Source organism: Kitasatospora viridis, assembly GCF_007829815.1.
GTDB classification, from domain to species: Bacteria; Actinomycetota; Actinomycetes; order Streptomycetales; family Streptomycetaceae; genus Kitasatospora; species Kitasatospora viridis.
Genome location: NZ_VIWT01000001.1, coordinates 1,161,717 through 1,188,697, shown reverse-complemented (window position 1 = coordinate 1,188,697; position 26,981 = coordinate 1,161,717). Strand labels below are relative to the sequence as shown.

Annotated in this window: 33 protein-coding genes; 25 read left to right on the top strand and 8 right to left on the bottom strand. The window is 73.2% G+C overall.

Features of this window, described 5'->3' with window-relative positions; genetic code table 11:
- The first annotated feature begins 42 nt into the window (after window positions 1–42).
- The 5 genes from FHX73_RS05370 to FHX73_RS05350 all read left to right on the top strand — a co-directional run bounded on the left by FHX73_RS05370 (window position 43) and on the right by FHX73_RS05350 (window position 3,201).
- Entirely contained in the window at window positions 43–858 is an 816-nt protein-coding gene (locus FHX73_RS05370; RefSeq protein WP_145903685.1) for an alpha/beta fold hydrolase, read from the top strand.
- A gap of 27 nt (window positions 859–885) precedes the next feature.
- On the top strand, window positions 886–1,425 hold the full coding sequence (locus FHX73_RS05365; RefSeq protein WP_211786286.1) for a hypothetical protein: 540 nt from the start codon (window positions 886–888) through the stop codon (window positions 1,423–1,425).
- A gap of 10 nt (window positions 1,426–1,435) precedes the next feature.
- Window positions 1,436–2,041, top strand: coding sequence for a hypothetical protein (locus tag FHX73_RS05360; RefSeq protein WP_145903681.1), 606 nt, complete (start codon window positions 1,436–1,438; stop codon window positions 2,039–2,041).
- A 130-nt stretch (window positions 2,042–2,171) separates the two neighbouring features.
- Window positions 2,172–2,636, top strand: coding sequence for an excisionase family DNA-binding protein (locus FHX73_RS05355; protein ID WP_145903680.1), 465 nt, complete (start codon window positions 2,172–2,174; stop codon window positions 2,634–2,636).
- A 1-nt stretch (window position 2,637) separates the two neighbouring features.
- Window positions 2,638–3,201, top strand: a complete 564-nt coding sequence (locus FHX73_RS05350; protein ID WP_145903678.1) for a PIN domain-containing protein — start codon at window positions 2,638–2,640, stop codon at window positions 3,199–3,201.
- Window positions 3,202–3,307: 106 nt separating this feature from the next.
- On the opposite strand, the gene FHX73_RS05345 is transcribed toward FHX73_RS05350, so the two are convergent.
- The 6 genes from FHX73_RS05345 to FHX73_RS05320 form a co-directional block, all read right to left on the bottom strand.
- A complete protein-coding gene (locus tag FHX73_RS05345; protein WP_145903676.1) occupies window positions 3,308–4,075 on the bottom strand; it encodes a helix-turn-helix domain-containing protein in 768 nt (255 codons plus the stop codon).
- A 10-nt stretch (window positions 4,076–4,085) separates the two neighbouring features.
- Window positions 4,086–4,358, bottom strand: coding sequence for a hypothetical protein (locus FHX73_RS05340; RefSeq protein WP_145903674.1), 273 nt, complete (start codon window positions 4,356–4,358; stop codon window positions 4,086–4,088).
- 631 nt (window positions 4,359–4,989) lie between these two features.
- On the bottom strand, window positions 4,990–5,475 hold the full coding sequence (locus FHX73_RS05335) for a GNAT family N-acetyltransferase (RefSeq protein WP_145903673.1): 486 nt from the start codon (window positions 5,473–5,475) through the stop codon (window positions 4,990–4,992).
- Window positions 5,476–5,575: 100 nt separating this feature from the next.
- Entirely contained in the window at window positions 5,576–5,791 is a 216-nt protein-coding gene (locus FHX73_RS05330) for a hypothetical protein (protein WP_145903671.1), read from the bottom strand.
- A gap of 42 nt (window positions 5,792–5,833) precedes the next feature.
- The gene (locus tag FHX73_RS05325) at window positions 5,834–6,046 is read right to left on the bottom strand and encodes a DUF397 domain-containing protein (protein ID WP_246213361.1); all 213 of its coding nucleotides are present in this window, start codon (window positions 6,044–6,046) and stop codon (window positions 5,834–5,836) included.
- The gene (locus tag FHX73_RS05320) at window positions 6,021–6,863 is read right to left on the bottom strand and encodes a helix-turn-helix domain-containing protein (protein ID WP_145903670.1); all 843 of its coding nucleotides are present in this window, start codon (window positions 6,861–6,863) and stop codon (window positions 6,021–6,023) included. The genes FHX73_RS05325 and FHX73_RS05320 overlap by 26 nt, the downstream gene beginning before the upstream one ends.
- A gap of 119 nt (window positions 6,864–6,982) precedes the next feature.
- On the opposite strand from FHX73_RS05320, the gene FHX73_RS05315 reads away from it, so the two are divergent.
- Entirely contained in the window at window positions 6,983–7,216 is a 234-nt protein-coding gene (locus FHX73_RS05315; RefSeq protein WP_246213360.1) for a hypothetical protein, read from the top strand.
- A 2-nt stretch (window positions 7,217–7,218) separates the two neighbouring features.
- Entirely contained in the window at window positions 7,219–7,407 is a 189-nt protein-coding gene (locus FHX73_RS05310) for a hypothetical protein (RefSeq protein ID WP_145903668.1), read from the top strand.
- Between the two features lie 7 nt (window positions 7,408–7,414).
- Here the strand turns inward: FHX73_RS05310 and FHX73_RS05305 are convergent, their stop codons facing one another.
- Window positions 7,415–8,278 carry a HipA family kinase gene (locus tag FHX73_RS05305; RefSeq protein WP_145903667.1) on the bottom strand — a complete coding sequence of 288 codons (864 nt, stop codon included), beginning with the start codon at window positions 8,276–8,278 and terminating at the stop codon, window positions 7,415–7,417.
- A gap of 61 nt (window positions 8,279–8,339) precedes the next feature.
- Between FHX73_RS05305 and FHX73_RS05300 the strand changes: the two genes are divergently transcribed.
- The 9 genes from FHX73_RS05300 (at window position 8,340) to FHX73_RS05260 (ending at window position 18,894) form a co-directional block, all read left to right on the top strand.
- Window positions 8,340–8,780, top strand: coding sequence for an SRPBCC family protein (locus FHX73_RS05300; protein WP_145903664.1), 441 nt, complete (start codon window positions 8,340–8,342; stop codon window positions 8,778–8,780).
- Between the two features lie 157 nt (window positions 8,781–8,937).
- On the top strand, window positions 8,938–10,086 hold the full coding sequence (locus tag FHX73_RS05295; RefSeq protein WP_342795282.1) for a glycosyltransferase family 4 protein: 1,149 nt from the start codon (window positions 8,938–8,940) through the stop codon (window positions 10,084–10,086).
- Between the two features lie 334 nt (window positions 10,087–10,420).
- Window positions 10,421–11,926 (top strand): sugar transferase, encoded by a 1,506-nt coding sequence (locus FHX73_RS05290; RefSeq protein ID WP_145903663.1) that lies wholly within the window; start codon window positions 10,421–10,423, stop codon window positions 11,924–11,926.
- A 42-nt stretch (window positions 11,927–11,968) separates the two neighbouring features.
- The gene (locus FHX73_RS05285) at window positions 11,969–13,288 is read left to right on the top strand and encodes an O-antigen ligase family protein (protein WP_246213359.1); all 1,320 of its coding nucleotides are present in this window, start codon (window positions 11,969–11,971) and stop codon (window positions 13,286–13,288) included.
- Entirely contained in the window at window positions 13,285–15,018 is a 1,734-nt protein-coding gene (gene murJ, locus FHX73_RS05280) for a murein biosynthesis integral membrane protein MurJ (RefSeq protein ID WP_145903661.1), read from the top strand. The genes FHX73_RS05285 and murJ overlap by 4 nt, the downstream gene beginning before the upstream one ends.
- Complete coding sequence (locus FHX73_RS05275; protein ID WP_170304855.1) at window positions 15,008–15,805, top strand: polysaccharide deacetylase family protein; 798 nt, start codon at window positions 15,008–15,010, stop codon at window positions 15,803–15,805. The genes murJ and FHX73_RS05275 overlap by 11 nt, the downstream gene beginning before the upstream one ends.
- Window positions 15,806–15,807: 2 nt before the next feature.
- Window positions 15,808–16,926 (top strand): glycosyltransferase, encoded by a 1,119-nt coding sequence (locus FHX73_RS05270; RefSeq protein WP_342795281.1) that lies wholly within the window; start codon window positions 15,808–15,810, stop codon window positions 16,924–16,926.
- Window position 16,927: 1 nt separating this feature from the next.
- Window positions 16,928–17,728, top strand: a complete 801-nt coding sequence (locus tag FHX73_RS05265) for a YveK family protein (protein WP_145903657.1) — start codon at window positions 16,928–16,930, stop codon at window positions 17,726–17,728.
- Window positions 17,725–18,894, top strand: coding sequence for a GNAT family N-acetyltransferase (locus tag FHX73_RS05260; RefSeq protein ID WP_145903655.1), 1,170 nt, complete (start codon window positions 17,725–17,727; stop codon window positions 18,892–18,894). The genes FHX73_RS05265 and FHX73_RS05260 overlap by 4 nt, the downstream gene beginning before the upstream one ends.
- A 46-nt stretch (window positions 18,895–18,940) precedes the next feature.
- Here the strand turns inward: FHX73_RS05260 and FHX73_RS05255 are convergent, their stop codons facing one another.
- A complete protein-coding gene (locus FHX73_RS05255; protein ID WP_145903653.1) occupies window positions 18,941–20,194 on the bottom strand; it encodes a glycoside hydrolase family 26 protein in 1,254 nt (417 codons plus the stop codon).
- A gap of 327 nt (window positions 20,195–20,521) precedes the next feature.
- On the opposite strand from FHX73_RS05255, the gene FHX73_RS05250 reads away from it, so the two are divergent.
- From FHX73_RS05250 to FHX73_RS05215, 9 genes are all read left to right on the top strand, one after another.
- Entirely contained in the window at window positions 20,522–21,475 is a 954-nt protein-coding gene (locus FHX73_RS05250; protein ID WP_145903652.1) for a hypothetical protein, read from the top strand.
- A gap of 187 nt (window positions 21,476–21,662) precedes the next feature.
- On the top strand, window positions 21,663–23,261 hold the full coding sequence (locus tag FHX73_RS05245) for an ABC-F family ATP-binding cassette domain-containing protein (RefSeq protein ID WP_145903650.1): 1,599 nt from the start codon (window positions 21,663–21,665) through the stop codon (window positions 23,259–23,261).
- A 400-nt stretch (window positions 23,262–23,661) separates the two neighbouring features.
- Window positions 23,662–23,895 carry a helix-turn-helix domain-containing protein gene (locus FHX73_RS05240; RefSeq protein WP_180356646.1) on the top strand — a complete coding sequence of 78 codons (234 nt, stop codon included), beginning with the start codon at window positions 23,662–23,664 and terminating at the stop codon, window positions 23,893–23,895.
- A gap of 336 nt (window positions 23,896–24,231) precedes the next feature.
- A complete protein-coding gene (locus FHX73_RS05235) occupies window positions 24,232–25,041 on the top strand; it encodes an enoyl-CoA hydratase/isomerase family protein (RefSeq protein ID WP_145903648.1) in 810 nt (269 codons plus the stop codon).
- 160 nt (window positions 25,042–25,201) lie between these two features.
- Window positions 25,202–25,678: an Asp23/Gls24 family envelope stress response protein gene (locus FHX73_RS05230; protein ID WP_145903646.1), complete on the top strand. Its 477-nt coding sequence runs from the start codon at window positions 25,202–25,204 to the stop codon at window positions 25,676–25,678.
- A 33-nt stretch (window positions 25,679–25,711) separates the two neighbouring features.
- On the top strand, window positions 25,712–25,903 hold the full coding sequence (locus tag FHX73_RS05225) for a hypothetical protein (protein WP_145903645.1): 192 nt from the start codon (window positions 25,712–25,714) through the stop codon (window positions 25,901–25,903).
- Complete coding sequence (locus FHX73_RS05220; RefSeq protein ID WP_246213358.1) at window positions 25,903–26,271, top strand: alkaline shock response membrane anchor protein AmaP; 369 nt, start codon at window positions 25,903–25,905, stop codon at window positions 26,269–26,271. The genes FHX73_RS05225 and FHX73_RS05220 overlap by 1 nt, the downstream gene beginning before the upstream one ends.
- The gene (locus FHX73_RS44525) at window positions 26,271–26,447 is read left to right on the top strand and encodes a hypothetical protein (protein WP_170304854.1); all 177 of its coding nucleotides are present in this window, start codon (window positions 26,271–26,273) and stop codon (window positions 26,445–26,447) included. The genes FHX73_RS05220 and FHX73_RS44525 overlap by 1 nt, the downstream gene beginning before the upstream one ends.
- Window positions 26,444–26,977 (top strand): DUF6286 domain-containing protein, encoded by a 534-nt coding sequence (locus tag FHX73_RS05215; RefSeq protein ID WP_145903643.1) that lies wholly within the window; start codon window positions 26,444–26,446, stop codon window positions 26,975–26,977. The genes FHX73_RS44525 and FHX73_RS05215 overlap by 4 nt, the downstream gene beginning before the upstream one ends.
- The last annotated feature ends 4 nt before the right edge of the window (window positions 26,978–26,981 follow it).

The following is a 26,981-nucleotide window of genomic DNA, read 5'->3' as shown; positions in this document are numbered from 1 at the left end:
GAACCACACACAAGGAACCACACCACGAAGGGAACGGCCACCATGTTCTTCGAGACCCACGACGGCACCCGGATCGCGTACGAGGACTACGGCACGGGCGAGCCGGTCGTCCTGATCGCCGGCGCCATGCTGAACACGGACATGTGGGAGTGCCAGATCCCGTTCCTGGTCGAGCACGGCTACCGCTGCATCGCCATCGACCGCCGCGGCCACGGCCGTTCCGACCGCCCCTCGGACGGCTACGACATCGAGACCACCACCGAGGACCTGGCCGCGCTGCTGGAGCACCTCGACCTGCGCGACGCGACCCTGGTCGGCCACTCCACCGGCGGCGCCGAGGCCGCCCGCTACCTGGCCCGGCACGGCAACGCGCGGGTGGCGCGGGTGGTGTTCCTCGCCGCGATCCTGCCGTTCCTCAAGCTGACGGAGGACAACCCGGGCGGCATCCCCGAGGAGGTCGCCGAGCAGCTCTTCCAGCAGATCCGCGCCGACCGGGGCAAGTGGATGGCCCGTCAGACGCAGGCCTACTTCGCCACCCACCTGGGCAACGACGTCTCCCCGCAGCAGATCGACGCCACCTACCAGCAGTGCATGTCCACCTCGCCGTGGGCGACCCTGAAGATGCAGCAGGCCGCCTTCCACGCCGACAGCCGCGAGGCGTTGAGCCGGGTCACCGTCCCCGCCATGGTGGTGCACGGGGCCGCCGACTTCTCCGCCCCGATCGACGTCACCGGCCGCAGCACCGCCGCCGCCCTCCCCGGCTGCACCTACCGCGAGTACCCGACCGCCGGGCACGGCCTGTACGTCAGCCACGCGGCCGAGCTCAACGCCGACCTGCTCGCCTTCCTGAAGTCCTGACCACCGGGGACACTGGGTGCCGTGCACATGGGTATCGCCGGCTTCGAGCCGTCCTTCCTGGTCGGGCTCGACGCCGTCCGCCAGGCGCACGGAGGACGCCTGGCTGCGCTCACCGGGCGCCGGCTGACCGGGTTCGCCGTCGTCCGGTTCGCCGAGGACGACGACTGGTTCGCCGACTGCCCGGTGGTCCTGGACTTCGAGGGCGTCCAACTGGAGCTCTGCCACTGGAAGCTCGACGAGCTCTCGATCGGCTGGGGAACGATCGACACCGCGGCGACCATCGCGGGGTGGGAGTGGTTCGAGCTCACGCCCCGCTGGTCGCGGCGCGACGATCGCCTGGAGTCGCTGCTCGGCCGGGAGTTGCGCGAGGTGGCCCTGCTCGAATGGCGGCCACCGAGCGACCGCCGCGACCTGGCCGCCGGCACGGTGGCCGTCGAGTTCGCCTTCGCCGGCGGCGGCCGGCTGTGTGTCTCCAACGCCCTCGACGAGAACCACCTCGACACCGGCCCGGCCCACCCCGACTGCCTGCGGCACGAGTTGGGCCGCGCAGTCACACCCGGGCCGTAGGCTGCCGGGCATGGGACTGTCGATCAGTGTGGGGCTACTCGGTACCCCGGACATGCGGGACGACGCACGGACGCTGCACCGGGCACTCGAAGCCGCCGGCGTGGCCTGGCGGGAGCCCGCAGGGGCGGACGCGTCCTTCTCGGCGGGCTTCCCCTACAGCTTCCTGACCGGCCTGCGCCGGGTGTACGCCCTGCACCGCCTGGGCGAACCGGTCACCCCGGCCCGCCGGGTCAGCCCCGAGCAGTACGAGGAGGACCTCGAACTGGTCGACGAGGAAACCTACTTGTTCGACTCCCACCTGCTCTGCCACTCCGACTGCGAGGGCTACTACATACCGGTGGACCTCGGCGACCCGCTCTTCCTCCCCGCCGACTCCGGCGTCCCCGGCGGCGCCATGGTCGGCTCCAGCCAGAACCTCCTCACCGAACTCCACTCCTTCGCCCCCGCCCTCGGCATCCACCCCAACCCCGACGGCTCCCTCCCCCCGGCCGAAGCCGCCCGCCTCGCCACCCTCCTGGACGACGAGCCCTTCGAACCCGAGCTCTTCACCTGGCACCAGCTCCACCAGGCCTGCCACGCGAGCGTGGCGAGCGGGCGGGCGATCGTGTTCGGGTGACGGAGCCCGGCGTGTTCGAGTGCGCCGACAGCACGCAGGTGATCTCGCCGACTCGCTTCCTCGGAAGACGTTGCGAATATTGCGAATGCTTCGGATGTTGCGACTAGACTGGGCTCTAGGAGGTACGACTATGGCAACCGCCACGGAAGGCCGGAAGATCGAGCCGGGCACGGTCGACGCCGAGAGCGCTGAACGGGCGCTTCGCAGGATCCGTGACTATCTCGCGCACACCGCGGACAGCACCGCGGACATCACCATCCTGGGTGAGGTCGGTTCCGACGGTCCGCTCGTCCTGCCGCGCCCCACTGTCGAGATGTTCGCCGCGATGCTCGCGGCCCTCGCAAACGGGCAAGGTGTGCAGGTCATGCCCGTCAATGCGATCGTGTCCACCCAGGTCGCCGCCGACATGCTCAACGTCTCCAGGCCCTATCTGATCGGTCTGCTGGAGAAGGGTGTGATCCCCTTCGAGCGGGTCGGACGCCACCGCCGGATCAGGTTCAACGACGTCATGGAGTACAAGCGCAGGGATGACCGCGAGCGCAAGGACGCGGCCGACTCCCTCACGGCCCTGGACGAGGAGCTGGGACTGCTCTGACATGGCTTTCATCGTCCTGTACGACTCGAATGTGCTTTATCCGAACACGGTGCGTGACCTGCTCATCCGTCTGGCCCAACACAGGATCGTCCAGGCCAAGTGGACCGAGCAGATCCTGGACGAAGTGGAAGCCGCGCTCCGCCGCAATGACATCGGTGATGACGAGAAGCGGGCGGAGCTGCGGCGCCGGATGAATGCCGCTGTGCGGGACTGCCTCGTCACGAACTACGAGCCCCTGATCGAGGGGCTCAAACTGCCCGATCCGGACGACCGCCACGTTCTCGCCGCAGCGATCAAGGCCGGCGCGCAGGTGATCGTCACTGACAACAGCAAGGACTTCCCGTCCGAGTGCTTAGTGGAGTGGGGCATCGAGCAGAAGACCGCTGATGACTTCGTGATGGACTTGATCGACATGGACGGCCGTGTCGTCTACGGCTGTGTCATGGAGATCGTCAGCAGCCGACGCCGGAAGCCAGTCACCTTCGACGACGTGCTGGACCAGTTGGAACGCTCGCAGCTGATCGGATCGGCGAGCATGCTCCGTGGCGGACCCACCGAGAGCTGACCCACCGAGAGCTGACCCGCCGTACCTGGCCCTGCCGACCGAGCACGGACCCGCGCGCCGCACACTGCTGGAGCCGGAGGCGAGCATGGTGCCGTTGCTCCGTTGACTACGGTGCAGCCGGTTCGTCGAGCCAGCCCGATTGCGGGGTGAAGACGGTGCTCACCGGCCCACCCCGTAGCCCCCAGCCCGACTGGCCGGTGGTGCCCACGAGGGCGTTCACCGTCATCGGGAGGCTCAAGCGCACGCTGCCGTCGGGCTGTTGCTCCGCTGTCAGCAGGTCCCGGTACTGGAGCAGCAGGTCCGTGGCCGCCGGTCTGCTGATCCGGGAGGCGCTGATCCGGTCCCACGCCTTGAGCCACCGGTCCAGCTCCGCGCTCGGCACCCCGCACGCGCGGACGAAGTGTTCGAGCAGGGCGCGGCCGGGCATGGCGCGTCTGCGCAGCACCAGGCTGAGGCTGCTGTGCGGCAGGCGACCGAAGCCGCCGGCTCGTTGTTCCAGGGTGCGCAGCGACGGGCGGCCGACGCGGGAGCGCAGGGCGACCATGGCGTCGCAGAGTTCGGCCGGCTGCCGGATCAGGTCCAGCGGGACGGTGCGCGGCCGGGCCTCCCTCGCGCGGTGAGCGGCCCGCCAGAGGCTGCGCAGTTCTCGCAGCTCGGGGGTGTCGGCGCCGCAGCGCAGTGCGTAGAGCTCGACCACCTCAAGGGTGGGCAGGGCGCTGCCGCTGGCCGCGCGGGAGTACGTGGACGCGTTGTACTTGGTGGATTCCGCCAGCTGACGGTACGACAGGCCGGCTCGCTCGCGCAGCGACCGGAGCCGCTGCGCGAGTGAGCCGGTCTGCGTCAAACCGTCGAGCGGCCGTTCGGGCCGACCCATCGGTTCGGACTCACCCCCGGTGCAGGGACTGCACGGACTGGACGGACTGCGTGCTCCCGGCGCGGGCCGTCACCACGAGCCTGGCGGCCACGTAGGCCAGGCCGCCGAGCAGTTCGACCACCATCGCGGTGGACTCGCCGAGGACGGTCAGGGCTATGCCGGCGAGGATCACCACGATGATGAGGGCGCCCTCGATGCCGGACAGGGCGGGGCGGACCGGCAGCGGCGGCACGGTCTCCACACAGTAGGAGGCGGCGCTGTGGTCGCCGGAGGGTTGGTGCATGATCGGGAACTCCCAACTCGGGTGCGCAGGACCGGTTCCCGGGCCTGCGTCGTTACGGACTCCAAGCGGGCGTCGCTGGTGAACTGCGGTTTGCCGACCGAGCCCTGACGCCACGTCACGATTATGCCGCCGCGCGCCCGGAAGCCACACGAGTCGCACGGCTCCCAGCCGGGTTTGATGCGCTCCTGTCCAGTCGGAAGCGACGCGATCGCGGCGGTCGGCGCCCGCTCGATTCCCGCGAACTACGCTGGGTGACCAATCGGTTAAAGGTGGCGCAGGGGTGCCCATGAGGGTCATCGCCGCTGGTGGGACCATGTTTTCCGGTCGATCCCGGCCCGATCCGCCCAGCGGGCTGCGGAAGTTACCACTACAAGGCGTAAAGCGCTAACCCCGGTGGGATTGATGCACATCCGTCCGCGTTGTGATTGCCCCCGGTCGCCATGCGTGTGACGCTGTGACACGAATCGGGAACTTCGGTCAACGAAGCTTCCGTCCCTAGGTGTTACGGACTCCACCGAGACCCAGGGCTTGGAAGGGAAGGCGTTGCCGCGCCGTCACCCTTCAACCAACAGCTGCGGGCGCCAGGCGAATTCGCCTGGTGCCCGCAGCTGTTGTGCAGGTGCTACTGGTGTCAGGAGCCGAGACGCAGCGTGTAGAACTCCTGCGCGTCCGTGACGTGGGTCCGGGTGAACCCGTTCTTCTGGAGCACCCGCTGGGAGCCGACGTTGTCCAGGTCGGTGTCCGCGTTGATGCTGGTGACCCCGCCGTGGGCGCGGCACACGGCGATCAGGCCGGCGACCGCCTCGGTGCCGTAGCCCTGGCCCCACTCCGGCTCGACCATGCCGTAGCCGATGGTGACGGCGCCCTCGGCGTCCGGCGGGCCGAAGAACCCGGCGGTGCCGATGACCTTGCCGTGGGAGCGGGGGACGAGCGCGTAGACCCCGAACTCGCCGGGGGAGACAGCCGACTTGGCGATGATCGACGCGGGGTCGGAGTCGTCCTCACGCGGGAAGCCCTCCGCCCACCGGTCCTCCGGGGCGGGCGCGCCGGCGGCGACGCGGGCGGCGAGCTCGGTGTCGAGCAGGAGCAGGTCGAGCGTGGGGGCGGGGCTGGTCATCGTGTGCTGGGTATCCGATCGGGTGCGCGGTGGATGCGTCGCCGATGATCATGTCGCATACGGACCGGTTGGGCCATACCTTGAGCTCGAAGAAGAGGAGCTACCGGAAGCGCAGGGTCTCCGTAGTGCCGCGCTCGCGCAGCTGGCGGGTGTACTCGGCGCCGCCCCCGGCCAACTCGCGGTAGCGCGTCACGGGGTCGCCGATCGTCAGCAGCACCTCAGCGCACCCGAAGCACCACGTCTGCGGCGGTTCGGCGTCGAGGTCCTCGATCGCACCGGGCCCGGTGCCGCACGCCTCGCACAGCTGCTCGTTCATGTGGGTACCCCTTCTGTGCTGGGGGCCCAGGCCGACGCGCGATCAGGTGAGGGTGTCGGCGCGGAGGGCGGTGAGGAAGGTGGTGAAGGAGGGGGTAGGGAAGGCGAGGGAAGGGCCGTGGGGGTCCTTGCTGTCGCGGACGGGGGTGAGGGCGGGGAGGTTGGTGGCCACCTCGACGCAGTTGCCGTTCTGAGTGTTGCTGTGGCTGGACTTGCGCCACTGGACAACGTCAGGAACGGGAGCTGCGTGGATCACGGCGGATGTCCTCCATGGTGGCGTGGATCAGGTCGAGGGACATCGACGGCGGGAGTGCCTTGGTCCGGAGGACATCGTAAAGCAGCGTGCACTGCTTGACGTCGGCTCGTTCGTCGTAGAGCCGGCCGTAGTGGGCTTCCTCGATGTAGGCGAGCTGCTTGTCCTTGGAGCTGGTGATGAGACTGAGTGAGGAGCCGAGGACACTGTGCACGCCCGAATTCAGGGGGAGCACCTGAACGGTGACGTTCGGCCGCTCGGCAACCCTTAGCACGCGCGCGAGTTGGGCGCGCATGACGCGAGGCCCGCCGACCTCGCGCAGGAGGGCGATCTGGTCGATGATGACGTGCAGTTCGAGGCCGTCCGGTTGGAACAGGCGCCGCTGGCGGAGCATGCGCGAGGTGACGTCGGCCTCGGTCATCACCCGGTAGCCGGGCAGTTGTTCGGCGAACAGCGAGCGGACGTAGTCGCGTGTCTGCAGGAGTCCAGGGATGAACAGGCCGGAGTACTCGCAGATGCGGGCGGCGGCGGCCTCAGCGCGCATGTAGTCCCTGGCGTAATCGGCGAACCGCTCCCGCTGCATGTGGTGCCAGAGGTCCTCCAGCAGCTCATCCGTATCCAGCGTCTTGTCCAGCGCCTTCGACAGCGGCAGCGTCGGGTGACTCCCCGTCATCCGCTCGATCTGGTTGATCCGCGACGCAACGACGTGCATCTCGCTGCCCACCGCCGTCTGCGTCTTCCCCAACTTCTCGCGCGCCCGCCGCACCCGGTCGGCATACAGTGCAGTGAGAGATGACCTGGGGTCAATTGCCTCGCCCATACGTTCAATTACTCCTCTTACGCCCGCCGAGAGTAATCCGCCCCCCTCTACCAATCGTAGTCGCACACCGCAACCCTGGAGGCACAGTCCGTAGAACCAGAGAAAGCGACCCCCACCCCATGACCACCCGCTACCAGCTCCACCTCAACCCCCACCGCATCGCCGCCGACCACGCGCGCATCCGGCTGCGCGCCGCGCTCGGGGTCGGCGGGCTCGTCCTGCCCTCGCTCGGGCTCGACGAGCCGTCGCTGCTCACCGGGCACGTGCTGGTCGAACTCGGCCGCGCCACACCGGAGACCGTGCTCCGGATGGCCGACCTGCTGCTGTCCGGGTTCGCGTGCGCGGACCGCTGACGATGACCAGGTACGAATACGACTACGAGGAGCGCACCAGCGAGATGACCCTGCGCACCTACCGCATCCAGCCCGACGGCACCCGCGTCGAGTTGAGCGCCCGGACGGTGCGCAACGGCGAGCCCTACTTCCGCCCGATCACCGGCGAGTGGCCCGAGTGCCGCTGCACGCGCTGCGTGCGGCCGGCCTGAGGCACCCTCACCGCCCGTGCAGGTCGGGCACCTGTTGCAGCCAGGCCGGCCGACCGGCCTGGCTGCGCGCCTTCGCGGCCGCCTCCGCCGCGCGCTGCTCCTCCTCGCTGGCGAAGCAGCGCGGGATCCAGCGCTCTGAGACGGCGGCCCGGGCGGCGAGGTGCTGCACGTACGCCTCCCGCAGGTCGGCCACCGAGGCGAACCCCTCCTCGATCTCCAGCCACTGCGCCGGCACCAGCGCGACGACCTCGCGCAGCAACTCGGCGGTCACCAGCGGGGCGAGCCGAGCGTCAGCGGCGAGCACATCGGGTCGGTACGACCCGAGCGCGTGGTTGCTCAGGTCGTACGCCCGGTCCACGGCCGTCAGCGCGGTTGACCAGCGGTGGTGGAAGACCAGCCCGGCCCCGTTGTCGATCAGCCACAGTTTGCCGTGCCACACCATCATGTTCGGGTTGGCGGTGGTCCGGTCCACGTTCGCGGTCAGCGCGTCCAGCCAGACCACCGACCCGGCCTCCAGTGGGTCCAGCGAGCCCAGCGCCTGCCCGGGGCGGAAGTCCGTGGAGCCGGGCAGGTAGTCCATCCCGAGGTTCAGTCCGCTGCTCGCCCGCAGCAGGTCCTGGATCTCCGCGTCCTCCTCGTGCTCGGCGACCGCCGGGTCGAAGTCCACCTCGACCAGCTCCGGCACCCGCAGGCCGAGCCGCCGGGCCAGTTCGCCGACGATCACCTCGGCGACCAGCGCCTTGCGCCCCTGGGCGGCGCCGCTGAACTTGACCACGTACGTCCCGAGGTCGTCGGTCTCGATGATCGCGGGCACCGAGCCGCCGGCCCGCAGCGGGGCGAGGTAGTGGAGGGCCTTCACCTTGGTCAGCACAGCCGCCAGCCTAAGCTGTGCGCAACCAGTCCAGTCCAGCACTGCAGCACGAGGAGCCGTCATGGCCCAGGTCCACGCCCGCACCGAGCGGACGTACTCCGCCACCCCCGAGCAGGCGTACGAGGCGGTGGCCGACTACGCGACCGTCCGTCCGCAGCTGCTGCCGGGTCAGTACAGCGAGTACGAGGTGCGGGCCGGCGGGGTGGGCGCGGGCACCCAGGTGCACTGGAAGCTCCAGGCGACCGAGAAGCGCGTGCGCGACTGCCTGTTCACGGTGAGCGCCCCGAAGCCGGGCACCCTGGTGGAGACGGACGCCAACTCCTCGATGGTGATCACCTGGAGCATCAGCTCGGCGGGGGCGGGCCGGACCACCGTCGCCATCGAGACCACCTGGACCGGCGCCACCGGCATCGGCGGCTTCTTCGAGCGCACCTTCGCCCCGAAGGGCCTGAACCGGATCCACGACGAGGTCCTCGCCAAGCTGGCCGACCACCTGAAGTAACCAGACCGGCCGACCACCTGAAGTAAGCAGACCGGCCGATCACCTGAAGTAGCACCAGAACGCCCGTACGACCACCACGCCCCGTACGGGCGACCGCACGGCACGCCGAGCTGACGGTGGACGATCCGTAGCGCTCCGTCACCATAGGCTCGCGGCCGTGCAACTGACGATCCTTCATGTCTCACAGCCGGTGGACGGCGGTGTCGCCCGGGTGGTGACCGACCTGGTGCGCGGTCAGCGCGGTGCCGGGCACCGGGTGCTGGTCGCCTGCCCGCCGGGCGGGCGGCTCGGCCGGGAGGCCGCCGCCGCGGGCGCCGAGCTGCTGGAGTGGCCGGCCCGCCGCTCGCCCGGGCCCACGGTGGCGGCGGAGACCGCCCGGCTGCGCCAGGTGGTGCGCCAGGCCGGCCCGGACCTCGTCCACCTGCACAGTGCGAAGGCGGGCCTGGCCGGCCGGCTGGCGGTGCGCGGCCGGCTGCCCACCGTCTTCCAGCCGCACGCGTGGTCCTTCGCGGCGGCGACCGGTGCGCTGGCCCGGGTGAGCACCCGTTGGGAGCAGTACGCGGCGCGCTGGGCCAGTTCGGTGCTCTGCGTGAGCGAGCAGGAGCGCGGCGACGGCGAGGCGGCCGGGGTGGAGGCCGACTTCACGGTGGTGCCGAACGGGGTCGACCTGGCGCACTACACGCCCGCCGAGCGCCGCGCCGCCCGGCTCTCGCTCGGCCTCGACCTGTCCGTGCCGTTGGCGGTCTGCGTCGGCCGGCTCTGTCGGCAGAAGGGGCAGGACGTGCTGCTGGCGGCGTGGCCGGCGGTGGCCCGCCGGGTGCCGACGGCGCAGCTGGCGCTGGTCGGCGGCGGGCCGGACGCGTCCGCCCTGGCGGCGCAGGCGCGGGCGCTGCCGGAGCCGTACCGGGTGCGGCTCGCGGGCGACGTGCCCGACCCGCGGCCGTGGCTGGCGGCGGCCGACCTGGTGGTGCTGCCGTCCCGCTGGGAGGGCATGGCGCTGGCCTCGCTGGAGGCGATGGCGATGGGCCGCCCGGTGCTGCTCACCGATGTGCCGGGGGCGCGCGAGCAGCTGCCGCCGGACCAGCGGGAGCACGGGTTGATCCCGCCGAACGACCCGGCCGCGCTGACCAACGCGCTGGCGGTGGCGCTGGCCGATCCGTTGGAGTGCGCGCGGCGCGGGGCGGCGGCCCGGGGGTGGGTGTCCGAACAGCACGACATTCGCACGGTGATCGCGCGGGTGTCGGAGCTCTATCAGAAGTCGATCACCTTCGGCCAGACGACTCCCCGTGTCCCCGCGCGCATCTGATCGTTTCTCAGAGCGTGAAGCGCACGATATTCCGCACCGATCGCGACCGGTGATCAGGGTGTCCAGTGGGTCGGGTGGGCGCACCGGTGGCGCGGAATCCCTGGGCGTGCGAGGTTCCGTCGGTGCTCCAGTGCAGCTCTGACGGCCCATCGCCTATCGGATATTCGTATTAATGGGCGGGTGGAATGAAATGGCAAGTCAACTTCCGGAGATACAGCCTGCGTTCGGTAGTGTCTGATTTTGCCTGCTTCGTTCTTATAGTGCGAGATTCTTGACAGACCCTTGTGCGAAATGGGACGAGCACCGCCCACACAGCAGGGGAGTTCGTGCGCAGATGACAGTTGATCACGAGAGCGTGCCGCGGCCGGGGCGACCCGCGGCGGGCGGCCGGCGGCTCGCCACCGAGCTCCTCGACCGGCCCGCCCGGCCCGCTCTGGCCGCCGCCGCCCAGCTCGGCCGCCACCGCCGCGGCCTGCGCTCCCGGGCCGCGCTGCCCGCCGGACTCCTCACCGTCGACCTGCTCGCGGTGGCCGCCGGGTCGGCAGCCTGCGCCGCCGACCCGGCCCACCCGTTCGCCGACGCGGTCGCCGTGCTCCCGCTGCTGCTCCCGCTCAACCTGGCCGCCGGCCTCTACCGCACCCGGATGTCGCCGTCCGCGCTGGACGAACTCCCCGCACTGGCCGGCCGGGCCGCCGTCGCGCTGGCCTTCGCCGTCACCCTGGCCGCCTGCCTGCCCGAGGCGTGGCCGGCCGCCGGACCGGCCACCGGCGCCAGGCTGCTCGCCCTGCTCGCCAGCCTGGTGCTGCTGGCCGCCGTCGGCCGCACCCTGATCTACGGACTGCACCGCCGGATCCGCCGCCGCCGCCCCGTCCCGGTCCTGCTGCTCGGCGCCGGGCCGCTCGGCCAACGGATCGCCGCCGCCCTGCGCGAGCGCGCCGAGTACGGCATGCGCCCGGTCGGCTTCCTGGACGCCGACCCGCTGCGGCTGCCCGCCGACTCCCCGGTGCCGGTGCTCGGCGGCCGCGAGGTGCTGGAGCGGGCGATCACCCGGTACGGCGTGCGGCGGCTGCTGGTCACCGCCGAGAGCTGCGAGGGCGGGGACACCGCCGCCACCCTGCGCGAGGCGGCCGCGCTCGGCTGCCAGGTCTGGCTGCTGCCCGCGCTGCGCGAGCACGGCGCGCTGGAACCCGGCATCCGGCGCAGCGCCGACCACCTCTGGGGCTACCCCTGCCTGCCGCTGCCCCGGCCCGCGATGCGCCGCCCCGGCTGGCTGGCCAAGCGGTCGCTGGACGTGCTCGCGGCCGGCACCGGGCTGCTGCTGATCGCGCCCGTGCTGGCCGGCTGCGCCCTGCTGGTCCGCCTCGACACCGGCAAGGGCGTGCTCTTCCGCCAGCAGCGCACCGGCCTGGACGGCCGGGTCTTCACCGTGCTCAAGTTCCGCACCCTGCGCCCGGCCAACGAGCACGAGTCGGCCACCCACTGGAACATCTCCCAGGACCACCGGATGAGCCGGCTCGGCCGGCTGCTGCGGCGCAGCTCGCTCGACGAGCTGCCGCAGCTGTGGAACGTGCTGCGCGGCGACATGACCCTGGTCGGCCCGCGCCCCGAACGCCCCTACTTCGTCATGCGGTTCAGCCAGGCCGACCCGGAGTACGCGGACCGCCACCGGGTGCCCGTCGGCCTGACCGGCCTGGCCCAGGTGAACGGCCTGCGCGGGGACACCTCGATCGAGGACCGGGCCCGCTTCGACAACCGCTACATCGAGAGCTGGAGCCTCTGGCAGGACGTCAAGATCCTGCTGCGCACCGCGGCCCTGATGCTCCGACCCGACGGGAGCTGACCCGTCGTGACCCCGCTCCGCCCGAAGGAGAACTGACGCACCGTGGCCCTGACCCTGCCCCACCGGGCGACAACGGTGGGACACCGGGTACCGGCGCTGCTGCGCCGGCCCAGCCTGCTGACCGCCGCCACCGTGCTGCTGGTCTGCGTGCCGACCGAGGAGAAGGACGTCGCCGCCTCGGTGCACGTCACCCCGGCCGACCTGGCCTCGCTGCTGCTGGTCGCGCTGCTCGGCCTGGACGTGCTGCGCGGGCGCCCGATCGGCCTGGGCCGGCGGGCCTGCGCGCTGTTCGGCGCGATCACCCTGGCCGCCGCGCTCGCCACCCTCACCTCGATCGACCCGTCGGCCAGCCTGACCGGCTTCGTCCGGCTGGAGCAGATCTTCGTGCTGGTGCCGGTCGCCGTGCTGGCCGCCCTGCGCGACCGCACCGACCTGCGGCTGGTGCTCGGCTCCTTCATCGCCGCCGCCGTGGTCGAGGGCGCGGTCGGCACCGTGCAGAACCTGACCGGCACCGGCGCCTCCTACACCGGCGCGCCGATCCGGGCCGTCGGCACCTTCGGCGCGCTCGACGTGATGGCGATGTCCGGGGTGGTCAGCTTCGGCCTGCTGGCCGCCCTGGCCCTCGGCCTGATGGAGCGCCGGGGCAGCTGGGCCCGGCGCGGCCTGCTGCTCACGGCGGCGTTCCTGGCCTTCCCGCTCGCGGTCTCCTACAGCCGCGGCAGCTGGATCGCCACCGCGCTGGCCGCCGGCGTGCTGCTGCTCAAGGCGGACGCCAAGCTGGCGCTGCGCTGGGCGGGCCTGGGCCTGGCCGCCGCCGTCGTGCTGGTCGGCGGGCTCGGCGCGGGCGGCGGCGGGGTCACCGCGCGGCTCAGCAGCATCGGCACGGTCTCCGGCGGCAACGAGGACCACTCGGTCAGCGACCGCTACGACCTGTGGACCACCGCCCGGGCGATCTGGGCCGACCACCCGGTCACCGGCGCCGGCCCGAAGAGCTTCCAGCAGCTGCGCGACTCGCACGCCCCGCTGCGGCTCTCCTCCGGCAGCGACACCTCCGACGCCACCAACGGCTTCCAGCGCGAACCGCTGCTCTCCCCGCACAACATGTACTTCCTGGTGCTCAGCGAGCAGGGCCTGGTCGGGATCACCGCCTACGGCACGCTCTTCCTCGCCCTGCTGGTCGGCGCGCTGCGCCGGCCCGGCGCGGCCGGACCGGCCGTGGTCGGGCTGCTCTGCTGGGTCCTGGTCGACTTCCTCTACGCCGACATCGGCGGCACCACCACCGTGCTCACCTCGGTCATCCTGGGCCTGGCCGCCTGGTGGGCGCTGCCCGCCGACCCGGAGCACCGGCCGGAGCCGGCGTGAGCACCACCGAGCAGCTCACCAGCACCCCCAGCCCGCCCGCCGCGGCCCGCCAGGCCTCCTTCCTGGCCAAGGCGTTCGGCATCACCGCGGTGCTCAGCGCGGCCGGCTCCGGCCTCGGCCTGCTGCGCGACCTGCTGCTCGCCCGGTTCTTCGGCGCCGACGAGGGCACCGACGCCTTCCTGGTCTCCTGGACGGTGCCGGAGACCGCGGCGCCGCTGCTGATCGAGGACGCGATGGCGTTCCTCATGGTGCCTGCCTTCAGCCTGGCCCTGGTGCTGCGCGAGGAGGACCCGCAAGGCCGCGACCCGGTCCGGCAGTTGACCGCCGCCACACTGCCCTGGCTGCTGGCCGGGCTGTGCGCGCTGTCGGGCGCCACCATGCTCTGGGCGCCCGAGCTGGTGCACGCGCTCGCCCCGGGCCTGGCCGACCCGGGGCTCGCGATCACCTGCACCCGGCTGACCGCCGTCACCATCCTGCCGTTCGGCGCCGCCGGCTACTTCGGCGCCGCGCTGCGCGCGCACCACCGGTTCACCGCTCCGGCCGCCATCTACGTGGCCTACAACCTGGGCATCCTCGGGTTCCTGACGCTCTGCCACACCTTCCTCGGGGTGCGCTCGGCGGCCCTCGGCGTGGCCTTCGGCAGCCTGCTGATGGTCGGCGTGCTGATCGGCCCGTACGGGAGGGCGCTGAAGGCCGGCGGGGCCCGCCGCCGGCGGCGCAGCCGGACCGGCCGCCCGCTGCTGCTCAGCCCGACGGCACTGCTCCCGGTCGCCGCCTTCACGCTGACCCGCCAGTCCCAGGTCTTCATCGAGCGCTACCTCGGCTCCGACCTGCCGCCCGGCACCATCTCGCACCTCAACTACGCCGCCAAGGTCTCCCAGCTGGCGATGACCACGGCGATCCTGATCTGCACCGTCACCTTCCCGCTGGTCGCCCGGGCGCTCGCCGCCGGCGACCTGCGGGCGGCCCGCGACCGGGTCGAGAAGGACCTCGGCCAGGCCGCCGCGGTGGTGCTGGCCGGCACCGCCTTCCTGATCGCCTGCGCGCCCGCCGTGGTCTCGCTGCTCTTCGAGCGCGGCGCGTTCAGCGCCGCCGACACCACCGCCACCGCCCGGGTGATCCAGGTCTACAGCTTCGGCCTGCTGGCCCAGGCGCTGATCGGCGTGATGGTCCGCCCGTTCTTCTCGATGCGCCCGGCGGTGCGCCGGGCCGACGACCCGCGCCCGGCCGATCCCGCCGACCGGCTGCTCGACTGGTACCCGGTCGGCGCGATGGCGGTCGGCCTGCTGGTCACCACCCTGGTCGGGGTCTGCACGGCCCCGCACTTCGGCGCGCTCGGCCTCGCGGCCGGCAACGCGGCCGGGATCACCACCACCGCGGCGCTGCTGCTGCACGGGCTGGCGCTGCGCGGCATCGCGCTGCGCACCCGCCGGGTGCTCGGCGGCCAGGCCCGGCTGGTCCTGGCCGCGGCCGGCGCCACGCTGCTCGGCGGCCTGGTCAGCCGGGCCGTCGACCCGGCCCTGCCGGCCCTGCTGGCCGGCGGGAGCACCGTGCTGGCGATCTACCTGGTGCTCGGCACGCTGCTCGGCGCGCGCGAGATCACCGGCCCGGTCCGGCGGGTGCTGCGCCCGCTCCTGGTCCGCTCCACCGGTCGGCCGCCGACCGGGTGCGGGGAGGGCGCCGTGCCGGCGCCACGTCTGCAGGAAGGAACGCTGCCCGATGGTCGCTGAACTCACCCACGGTGCCAGGCTGCCGCGTCAGGACACGGGGACCGGGCCGGTCCGCCGGGCGGCCATGCCGTGGATCCTGATGTACCACTCGGTGGCCGACGAGGAGGAGGACCCGTACCTGCTCACCGTCAGCCCCGAGCGGTTCGCCGCGCAGATGCGCTGGCTGGCGGTGCGCGGCTGGCGCGGCGTCAGCGTGCGCGAGCTGCTGGCCGCCCGGGCCGCCGGGCGCCGGGAGCGGCTGGTCGGCCTGACCTTCGACGACGGCTACGCCGACTTCGCCCGCCAGGTCGTCCCGGTGCTCTCCGACTACGGCTTCACCGCCACCGCCTACGTGGTCACCCAGCGGCTCGGCGGCGACAACGGCTGGGACACCGAGGGGCCGCGCAAGGCCCTGCTGACCGACCAGCAGGTCCGCGACCTCGCCGCCGCCGGCTGGGAGATCGGCTCGCACGGCCTGAGCCACACCGCGCTGCCCGGAGTGCCCGCCGAGGTGCTTCGGGCCGAGGTGCGGGAGAGCCGCGCGGTGCTGGCCGGGCTGCTCGGCGAGCCGGTGCGGGGCTTCTGCTACCCGTACGGCGCGGTCGACGGACCGACCGCCCGGGCGGTCCGGGAGGCCGGCTACGACTACGCGGTGGCGATCCGGCACAGCCCGCTGGCCGGCCGCTTCGCCCTGCCGCGCTGCTACGTCGGCGACCGCGACGGCGCCTGGCGGCTGCGCGCCAAGCGCGGCCGGCACGGCCTGCGCGACGTCATCACCGAACTCCGCAGACGGGGAGCGAGCCTGTGAAGGTGCTGCACATCATCACCGGACTGGCGGCCGGCGGCGCCGAGCAGCAACTGCTGCTGACGATCCGTCACCTGCCGCCCGGGATCCACTGCGAGGTGGCCGCGCTGACCAACCCGGGCAGCGTCGCCGAGGCGCTGCGGGCCGAGGGCGTGCCGGTGCACGACCTCGGCATGCGCGGCAACCGCGACCTCGGCGTGCTGCCCCGGCTCACCCGGCTGATCCGGCGCGGCCGGTTCGACGTGGTGCACACCCACCTCTACCGGGCCGGCCTCTACGGTCGCCTGGCCGCCCGGCTGGCCGGGGTGCGCGCGGTGCTGGCCACCGAGCACTCGCTGCACGCCGGCACCATCGAGGGGCGCCCGGTCGGACTCGGCGTCAAGTCGCTCTACCTGGCGGCGGAGCGGCTCGGCAGCACCACCGTGGCGGTCTCCCGGCAGGTGGCCGGCACGCTCGGCGACTGGGGCGTGCCCGGGCAGCGGGTCGAGGTGCTGCCGAACGGCATCGAGGCCGGCCGGTTCCTGCACACCGAGCGGGAGCGGGCCCGGATCCGCCGCGAACTGCGCGCCGAACTCGGGCTGCCCGAGGAGGCGTTCGTGATCGGCGCGGTCGGCCGGCTGGTGCCCGGCAAGCGGTTCGACGTGCTCGCCCAGGTGCTCCCCGCGCTGCCCGGGCAGGTCCGGCTGCTGCTGGTGGGGGAGGGGCCGGAGCGCGCCCGGCTGGCCCGGCTGGCCGGCCCGCGCGCCGTGCTGGCCGGCGAACGGGCCGACGTGCCCGAGCTGCTGACCGCGATGGACGTGCTGGCCGCCCCCTCGGTGGAGGAGACCTTCGGGCTCGCGGTGCTGGAGGGCCTGGCCGCCGGCCTGCCGATCCTGCACAGCGGCTGCCCGGCGCTGGAGGAGCTGCCCGCCGACGCCGCGCCGGGCGCCCGCAAGCTCCCCTCCACCCAGGCCGCCTACCGGGCGGCGCTCTTCGACCTCGCCACCGGGCGCCCGGCGGCACCGCTGCCGCGCCCGGCCGCGGTGGCGCACTACGACATTGTTCGCACAGCGGCCCACCTGGGCGAGCTGTACCAGCGGCTGGGGCGGGGCCTCCCACCGGTCCCGGCCGAGAGGGAGATCTGAGATGTCCGATCGACTGCACAGCATCCGCAGCACGGCCCGCCGCTGGTGGCCGCTGGCCGTGGCGATCCCGGTCGGCGCCGTCGGCGGCGCCGGCTACGCGCTCCTGGCGCCGCCGGTCTACGCGGCCAACTCCTACGTGGTGGTGGTCCCGGTGGACCAGACCCAGGCCGCGCAGACCACCAACTTCGCGCAGGCGTACGGCCGGCTGGCCGGCCAGCCGCAGGTGCTGGCGCTGGCCGCGGCGGACGCCGGCAAGACCACCGCCGAGCTGGCGAACCTGGTGCACGGCACCACCTCGCCGGACGCACCGGTGATCGAGATCGACGGCAGCGGCGCCCACCCCCAGGACGCGGTCAGGTCGGCCGACGCGGTGGCCCGGGCGCTGGTCTCCTTCGGCAACACCAGCAGCAAGGAGACCGGGGTCAGGCTGGTGCCGCTGGCCGCCGCGGCCGCGCCGGACGCGCCGAGCACGCCGAGCCGCAAGCTCGACGTCGCGGTGGGCGGGGCGGCCGGGGTGCTGATCGGCTCGCTGGTGCTGATGACCCGTCGCCGGCCCGGCCAGGCCGCGCAGCCGGTCACCGCGCCGGCCGCCGCGCCCGGTGCGGGCCCCGCGCCGGCCGCCGGTGACGCGCCCGAGCCCGTGGTCCCGGCCCCCGCCAAGGAGGCCCCCGGCAAGCCGGCCCCGGCCAAGCAGGCGGCGGGCAAGGAAGCAGCGGGCAAGGAGGCGGTGGGCAAGCAGGCGGCCAAGGAGAAGGAGGCGGCGGCCAAGGAGGCCCCCGAGAAGGAACAGGCCGCCAAGTGACCGACACCCGCCGCGCCGCCGCCGTGCCCGCCCCCGCCCGCCCGGGCGACCCGGCGGGCCCGGCGGAGGCGGTGCGCTGGCAGACCGAGGTCCGCCGCGACGACGGCGCGCTGGACGAGCTCGCCGCGGAGTGGGACGACCTGGCCGAGCGCTGCGCCACCGCCACCCCGTTCCAGGCCGCCGCCTGGCAGGCCTCCTGGTGGCGGCAGTACGGCCGCCCCGGCCGGCTGCGGGTGGTGCTGGTCCGCCGCGGCGGCCGGCTGGTCGCGGCGACCGCCCTGCACCGCACCCGCGGCGGCGTGCTCACCGCCCTCGGCGGCGGCCTGATCGACTGCACCGACCTGCTGCTGGACGACCGGTACACCGACGAGGCCGCCGCCCGGCTGGCCGCCGCGCTCCCGCTGCGCCGCCCCTGGCAGGCCCTGGAGCTGCGCGAGGTGCCGCCCGGCTCGGCCGCCCACCAGGTCTACGCCCACTGGTCGGGCCGCCGCCACCAGCTGCTCGACTCGCTCTGCCAGCACCTGCCGGCCGTCTCGATGGAGCGGATGTACGACCGGATGCCGGGCCGCACCGCGCAGAAGCGCCGCGCCAAGCAGCGCAAGCTGGAGGCGGTCGGCGTGCGGGCCGAGCGGGTCGAGCCGGCCGCCGTCCCCGCGGCGATGGGCGAGCTGCTGCGGCTGCACGCGCTGCAGTGGGAGACCCGCGGGGTCACCCCGGAGCACACCACCGAGCGGTTCCGCGCCCACCTGGCCGAGTCCACCGCGGGCCTGGCCGAGCGGGGCCAGGCGGTGGTCTACCGCTACCACCTGGACGGCGAGCTGGTCGCCGTGGACCTGCTGCTGCTCGGCCGCACCTTCGCGGGGCTCTACCTCTACGGCGCGCACCCCGGGCTGCGCGAGCGCCTCGACGTCGCCGGGCTGCTGTTCGCCACCGGGCTGGCGGAGGCGGTCGCGGCCGGGGTGCCGGTGATAAGCCTGATGCGCGGTGACGAGCCGTACAAGTCCCGCTGGCGGCCGGACCGGGAGCACAACCACCGGCTGCTGCTCGGCCCGCGCCGGGGCGCCGTGCTGCTCAGCCTGCGGCTGGCGGCGGTGCGCGGCCGGGCGGCCCTGGCACCGCGGCTGCGCGAGCCGGTGCGGCGGCTGCGGGCGCTGCTGCGGCGCTGACGGTCCGTCCGGCACACGACCGGACGGACCGTCACCGCCGCCCCGCTCAGTGGCCGCCCAGCGAGAGCCCGGGCAGCTTGGACAGGTCCGGCCAGCCGGGCAGCAGCGGCCAGTCGGGCAGCAGCGGCTCCTCCGGGGTCGCGGTCGGCTCCGGGGTGGGCGTCGGGGTCGCGGTCGGCGGCTGCGAGGGCTGCGCGGTCGGGGTCCCGGACGGCGTCGGGCGGTCCCCGGTGTCGGGCTCGCCCTTGCCGCTCATCAGCTGCCGGTAGACCGCGCTGGAGCGCGGGTTGTCCCGGCACTCCCAGAAGCCGTGCGGGCAGTAGTCGGTGAGGGTCTGGTAGGCGGTGTCGTGGGTGCGCATCCACTCGACCATCCGGCGCACGAACTCCGGGTTGTCGCCGTTGCGGAACAGCCCCCACTCGGGGTACGAGACCGGCTTGCCGCGCTTGGCGGCGAACTCCACCTGGTCCTCTAGGCCGTAGGGCTCGTGCACGTAGTCGTCGAAGGTGGCGCCGGCCGGCTGGTCGTAGTTGTCGGTGCCGATGATGTCCACCACGTCGTCGCCCGGGTAGCACTTGGTCCAGGCGATGTCGTCCAGGCCCCGGTTCGGGGTGAAGTCGAAGCGGAACCGCTGCCCGGGCACCGAGCGCATCACGTCGACGATCCGGCGCCAGTAGGTCTTCCAGGCGGCCGGGTCGGGCCGGCAGCGGCCGGTGTAGGTGATGCCGTTCATCTCCCAGCCGAGCACCAGCACGGTGTCGCCGCCGCCGAGCGCGACCAGCTTGCGGGCCAGGCGCAGGTAGTGCTGGTCGAAGGCGCCCCGGGCGCCCTGGTGCAGCAGGTCGGCCACCTGGTCGTCCGGCACGTCGCCCTCGTTGGGCACCAGCATCGGCACGTTGAGCACGAGGGTCCGGCTCCGGTCGGCCATCCGCCACTGCGACCACAGGGCGAGCACCTTGGTGTCGCCCTCCACGTCGCTCCAACCGTTTCCGGCCAGATACGTGTGGCCGACTTGGAGGTCGGCGCCGTGCAGCCAGTCGCCCATCTTGGCGATCTGCGGGATGTAGTCGTCCCAGGAGCCGACGAAGGCGCCGAACGGCACGTCGTGGTCGGCCCGCCGGGTGGTCGGCTTGGGCGCGGCACCCCGGCCGACCCGGGCGGGCGCGGTGCCCGGGCTCGGGGCGTCGGAGGCGGCGGGGGTGCGGTCCGCGGTGCTCAGCGGATCGCCGCCGGACGAGATGCCGGCGGTGGTGAGCAGCAGCAGCGCCGACGCGGCCAGGGCCAGGCGGCCGATGCGCATGGTCTCTCCTCGGGTCCGGCTCCGGCGGCGCTCCGTGTCCACCCCGGTACCGACAGTGCTTGGGGGCTTCGACAGTAAGCCGACGAGCCGTCAGAAAAGCCGAATGTCACCCTAAAGTGGGCAGATATCGCGAGTCTGGTGGAATCCAAGATGAAAAGGACGGATTCCTGATCGATCGTCAGCACTTCGCTCGACCGGATCGGACCAGCTCAGCGGGGTGGTTCCCCCGCCGACCCACCCCCGCCGAATGTCCGGTTATCCGTCTGCGAAGTGGTTCACCGGCCCCGCCGTGCTGACGCCGAAACCCCGGCCAGGTACCCTCCGGTGGTGTCCTGGAAGCCGTTTCGAACCCTGACCCCTCGGTCCGCCCTGCCCGCCGCGGCCGTGCTGCTGGTGCTCGCAGCCGGTGCCGCCGCGCACGCCAACCGGCCGGTGCCGTTCGGGGACCAGGTCTCCGCGCCCGGCAAGGCGGAGGCCAGCCCGGTGAGCGCCCAGTCGGCCGACCCGGTCACCCCGGACTTCAAGATCGGCCCCGGCCTGGAGGCCTACGACCCCACCAGCGGCGCGCTGCTCTGGTCCTACCGCCGGGACGGCGCGACCGCGCTGCACCTCTCGCTGGTCGGCGCGGACTCCTCGCCGGACCAGAGCGCCATCGTGGTCTGGGACGACGGGATGGTCACCTCGGTCCGGGTCAGCGACCACGAGGTCCGCTGGCACCGGGCCGTGCCCGGCCTGTCCGACTGGCTGCACGGCGACGGCGACCCGGGCGCGGACCAGCGCACCGACGCCCAGCGCAAGGAGATCGAGCTGGAGCGGGCCGCCGCGGCCGTGCAGACCGTCTCCGTGCCGGAGCCCTGGGTGCAGGTGCTGACCCCCGGTCTGACCATGGGCTTCCGCGACCGTGACGGAGATCTCAGGTTCAACGCCCGCCCGCCGGCCGGCTGCCTCTTCGACCCGCTGCGGGCCGTTGGCGCCGACACCGCCGTGCTGCTCCCGCGCTCCTGCACCAGCACCGGCTCCGGCCGCCCGCTGCCCGGCTCGATCACCGGCTTCAAGCTGGACGGCCACGGCTACATGCTGAACAGCGGCAACCGGGTCGAGCTGATCAAGCTGGACGGCCGCCGGGTGCGCCTGGACGACGGTCCGCTGGTCGGCAGCCGGGTGCTGGACTCCGACACCGGCGTGGTCGAGGTGCCCTGCGACAGCCCGCAGGCGCCGTTCGCCGCCGAGCAGTTGGCCGGCGCCTGCCCTGCCCCGTCGGCGGCCCCCGCCGCGCAGTGACCCCGGGCGCGACCCGCGCCCCGACGCTGGCCCGCCCGCTCAGGCGGGCCAGCGTTATTCCTCCGGGCAGCTCCGGCGTGCCCGGTAGACTGGCCCGCATCGCTGTTCTCGCTCCCCAGGAGCGGCGGCACCCGCCCGGCCCGACCAGCTGCCCGCCGCTTTCCCGTCCCAGGAGTCCCGCCCAGCCATGATTGCCGCCAACGCCCTCGAACTGCGCGCCGGTGCCCGCATCCTGATCGAGTCCGCCAGCTTCCGGGTGGCCCCCGGCGACCGGATCGGCCTGGTCGGCCGCAACGGCGCGGGCAAGACCACGCTCACCAAGGTGCTGGCGGGCGAGGGCCTGCCGGCCGGTGGCACGGTCACCCGCTCCGGCGAGGTGGGCTACCTCCCGCAGGACCCGCGCACCGGCGACCTCGACGTGCTCGCCCGCGACCGCATCCTCTCCGCCCGCGGCCTGGACGTGGTGCTGAAGAAGATGCGCGAGAACGAGGAGCGGATGGCGAACGGCAAGGGCGCCACCCGCGACAACGCGATGAAGAAGTACTCCCGGCTGGAGACCGAGTTCCTCACCAAGGGCGGCTACGCCGCCGAGGCCGAGGCCGCCACCATCGCCGCCGCGCTCGGCCTGCCGGACCGGATCCTCGGCCAGGAGCTGCACACCCTGTCCGGTGGTCAGCGCCGCCGGGTCGAGCTGGCCCGGATCCTCTTCTCCGACGCCGACGTGCTGCTGCTGGACGAGCCGACCAACCACCTGGACGCCGACTCGATCGCCTGGCTGCGCGACTTCCTGGCCACCTACAAGGGCGGCTTCATCGTGATCTCGCACGATGTGGACCTGGTCGAGACGGTCGTCAACAAGGTCTTCTACCTGGACGCCAACCGGTCCGCGATCGACATCTACAACATGGGCTGGCGGCAGTACCAGCAGCAGCGCGAGGACGACGAGAAGCGCCGCAAGCGCGAGCGGGCCAACGCCGAGAAGAAGGCCGCCACGCTGAACGCCCAGGCCGAGAAGATGCGGGCCAAGGCAACCAAGACGGTGGCCGCGCAGAACATGGCCCGCCGCGCCGAGAAGCTGCTCTCCGGCCTGGACGAGGTGCGCGCCTCCGACAAGGTCGCCAAGCTGCGCTTCCCCGACCCGGCCCCGTGCGGCAAGACCCCGCTGACGGCCAGTGGGCTCTCCAAGTCCTACGGCTCGCTGGAGATCTTCACCGACGTCGACCTGGCGATCGACCGCGGCTCCCGGGTGGTGGTGCTCGGGCTGAACGGCGCCGGCAAGACGACCCTGCTGCGGATGCTGGCCGGCGTCGAGGCCCCGGACACCGGCGAGGTGATCCCGGGTCACGGCCTGAAGATCGGTTACTACGCCCAGGAGCACGAGACCCTGGACCCGGAGCGCACGGTGCTGGAGAACATGCGCTCCTCCGCGCCGGACACCGACCTGGTGCAGATCCGCAAGATCCTCGGCTCCTTCCTGTTCTCCGGCGACGACGTGGACAAGCCGGCCGGGGTGCTCTCCGGCGGCGAGAAGACCCGACTGGCGCTGGCCTCGCTGGTGGTCTCCTCCGCCAACGTGCTGCTGCTGGACGAGCCGACCAACAACCTGGACCCGGCCAGCCGCGAGGAGATCCTCGGCGCGCTGCGCTCCTTCAGCGGCGCCGTGGTGCTGGTCACCCACGACGAGGGCGCGGTGGACGCGCTCCAGCCGGAGCGGATCATCCTGCTGCCGGACGGCGTCGAGGACCTGTGGAGCCCGGCCTACCACGACCTGGTGTCGCTGGCCTGAACCGGCGTCAGGGAGCGGCCGCCATTTCGGGAAAGCCGGAGTGGCGGCCGCTCGTTTTCACGCTCGGTGGGCCGACGCGCGCGGTTCGGTAGACGCGCGCTCCTGCATACGGCCGATGCCCCCTCATCATGCGGGGCCGTCCGGGAATGCCGGGGTCTTGGATTCCGTTTTACTCGGATCCACCCCTTGCTCCACCCTCGTCCCCTCGCTGATCAGGGCTTTCGCTCCCCGGTGCCGATTTCCCCAGGGCGCGTGCACCCTGGGTGAGCGCCCCGATGCGCTGGTGGTACCCCCCGTCCGCGCTCCCTTTCCCCGGACGGACCTTGTCGAATGGGTGGCCAGGAGCCAGGGGATGGGTGATCATGGGAATCTGACCGAGCACAGCTACGAGGAGGCACGGGTGGCCGAGACTCTGAAAAAGGGCAGCCGGGTAACTGGTGCCGCGCGTGAGAAGCTCGCGGCCGAGTTGAAGAAAAAGTACGACTCCGGGGCGAGTATTCGCGCGCTGGCGGAGGAGACCGGCCGCTCGTACGGCTTCGTGCACCGCATGCTGAGCGAGACCGGGGTGAACCTCCGGGGTCGTGGTGGTGCCACGCGCGGTAAGGCCAAGGCGGCTGCCGCTGCAGGATCCTGACGGCCCGTCAGACCGGATCGGCCGGGCAGGGACCGGTACCCGCTGAGGCGGGGAGGGGTCACGGCAGCACCGGGTTCCGACGTTTCGTCAGTTTCCAGAGTGCGATCCGACTATCGGCGACCGGGACGTTAATCCGTCCGGCCGCCGATCGTCATGTCCGCCCGGAATATCCACCGTCCGGTGTCGTGATTGACCCGCCGCGCGGGCGGGTCGGAATGTCGGCGGATTGCCGCCCCCCGGGGGTACTACTCAGAACCCGGGCAGTTAAGTTACTCTCCGGTAAATGACGCCGAGGGCAGTGCACTGCCGCCTGCCCGGAACCCGCCGGAGGTCCGCATGACCGCGCCCGTCCCCGCCTTCTCCAGCCCCGACGAGTGGGAGGCGTCCGGCGTCCGGCTGGAGGTCGATGGCGAGTTCGCCGTGGTCACGCTCTGCCACCCCCAGCGGCGCAACGCCCAGACCCCCGCGATGTGGCGCGCGCTGGCCGGCGTCGGCCGCGAACTGCCCGCCGCCGTGCGGGTGGTGCTGCTGCGGGCCGAGGGCGTCTCGTTCTCGGCCGGTCTGGACCGCGCGATGTTCAGCCCCGAGGGGATCCCCGGCGAGCCCGGCTTCCTGGCCCTGGCCGGCTCCTCGGACCAGGACCTGGACGCCAGCATCGCCGCCTTCCAGGAGGCGTTCAGCTGGTGGCGCCGGCCCGACGTGATCACCATCGCCGCCGTGCAGGGGCACGCGGTGGGCGCCGGCTTCCAGCTGGCGCTCGCCTGCGACCTGCGGATCTGCGCCGAGGACGTGCAGTTCGCGATGCGCGAGACCTCGCTCGGCCTGGTGCCCGACCTGACCGGCACCAAGCCGCTGACCGACCTGGTCGGCTACGCCCGGGCGCTGGAGATCTGCGCCACCGGCCGCTGGGTCTTCGCCAAGGAGGCCGCCGAGCTCGGCCTGGCCAACCTGGTGGTGCCCGCCGGCGAGCTGGAGGCCGCCGCCCGCGACCTGGCCGCGCCGCTGCTGGCCGCGCCGCGCAACGCGGTGATCGAGACCAAGGCGCTGCTGCTCGGCGCGGGCGCCCGCAGCTACCAGGAGCAGGTCGCCGCGGAGCGGGCCGCCCAGGCGCGCCGGCTGCGCGACCTGGCCGGCATCGGCGACTGACGGGCCGTCACCACCCCTACCGGGCCCCCGGCGACACGCTGTCGCCGGGGGCCCGCGTGCGTCCGGCGGGCGACCGGGCTCCGGAGGCGCGTTTCGTGGCGGAATGTCAGAGTTGGGGCACATTACGGTATAGCTGGAGCCACACCATGGAGGCACCCCCATGCCCGACACCCCGAAGCCGTCCGACCTGACCAAGCCGCACCACCCGCAGACCGATCCGCACGAGGCCGAGCAGCGGGGCCGCACCGCCCTCGCCGACGGCGTGGTGGAGAAGATCGCCGGCATGGCGGCCCGCGAGGTGCACGGCATCCACGCCCTCGGCACCGGGCTGGCCCGGACCTTCGGCGCGGTCCGGGACCGGGTGCCGGGCGGCCGGACCAGCGTCTCGCGCGGCATCAAGGCCGAGGTGGGGGAGAAGCAGACCGCGATCGACATCGCCCTGGTCGTCGAGTACGGGGTGGTGATCCCGGAACTGGCCGCCGCCGTCCGGCGCAACATCATCACCTCGGTGGAGCGGCTGACCGGCCTGGAGGTGGTCGAGGTCAACATCGCGGTCAACGACGTCCACCTGCCGGACGAGCCGGACGAGGAGGAGGAACCGCTCTCCTCCTCCGACCGGCGCGCCAGGGTCCAGTAGCCGACACCCAACCACAGCGCTCGGGAGCACCTGATGAATCTCGCCCACCTCGGCCTGGTGGCCGGCATGGCCCTGGGCTTCGCCGGCTACTTCGGCGGGTTCGCCGCCTTCCTGCTGGTCGCCGCGCTCGGCGCGGTGGGCTTCGTGGCCGGCCGGCTGCTGGAGGGCGACCTCGAACTGGGCGACCTCGGTGACCTGCTGCGCAGCCGCGACCGGCGCCGCTGATGCCGGCGGGGGACGACACGCTGTTCGGCCCCGGCTGGGGCAGCGACACCGGCGCGGCCACGCCGGCGGCCCGGCGCGGCAGGCTGCGGATCGCCGACCGGGTGCTGGAACGGATCGCCCGGGTGGCGGCCGCGAGGGCGCTCGGGCCGGAGCCGGTGGGCGAGCCGCCTCGGGTCTCGGTGGCCGTGGTGGGCGGCACCGCGCGGATCCGGATCCGGCTCGACCTGCCCTTCCCGAGCGACCTGCCGCGCCGGGCGGGCGAGGTGCGCGAGGCGATGGCCGAGCAGGTGCGGGCGCTGACCGGGATCGCGGTCGGCGACGTCGACGTACTGGTGGAGCGGCTGGTGCCGGTGAAGGGCGAGGCGTGATGACGGGTTCGGCGGCGGTGACCGGCTCCTGGGTGCGCCCGGGCGGCGCGGGGTGGCGCAGGGCGCCGGTGACGGGAGCGGGCAGCTGGCGCCGGCCGGTCGGGCCGCCGCGGCCGGTGCTGCGGGCGCGGGTGGCGCGCAGCCGCGGGGCGCGGCGGGTGCTGGTGGCACGGTGACCGGGTACCGCAGGCCGCGGTCGCCGCGCACCGGGCCCGCGGCGGTGGTGGCGTGCGCCGTGCTGGCCGGCGCCGGGGTGCTGCTCTACGACGTGACGGCGGTGTGGACCGGACACCGGGCCGGCAGCTGGCGCAGCTGGCTGGCCGGCCAGCTGGCGACCCGTCAGCTGGACTCCACCTGGGTGCTGGCGGGCGCCGCCGTGGTGGCGGTGCTGGGCTGCTGGCTGCTGGTGCTCGCGCTGACCCCCGGGGAGCGGCGCTGGCTGCTGCTGCGTCAGGCGCCCGGTGCGGTGGTGGACCGCACGGGCGTGGCGGCGCTGCTGGAGCTGCGGGCCTGCGCGCAGCCGATGGTGGCCTCGGCGCGGGTGCGGGTCGGCCGGCGGCGCGCCCGGGTCACGGTGCACGGGAGCGCGGACGTGGCGCAGGTGCGCACGGAGCTGACGGCCGAGCTGGCGCGGATCGAGCTGGTGCGGGAGCCGCGGCTGACGGTCCGTCGGCGGGCCGCCCGGCACCGGCCGCACATGCACTGAAAGG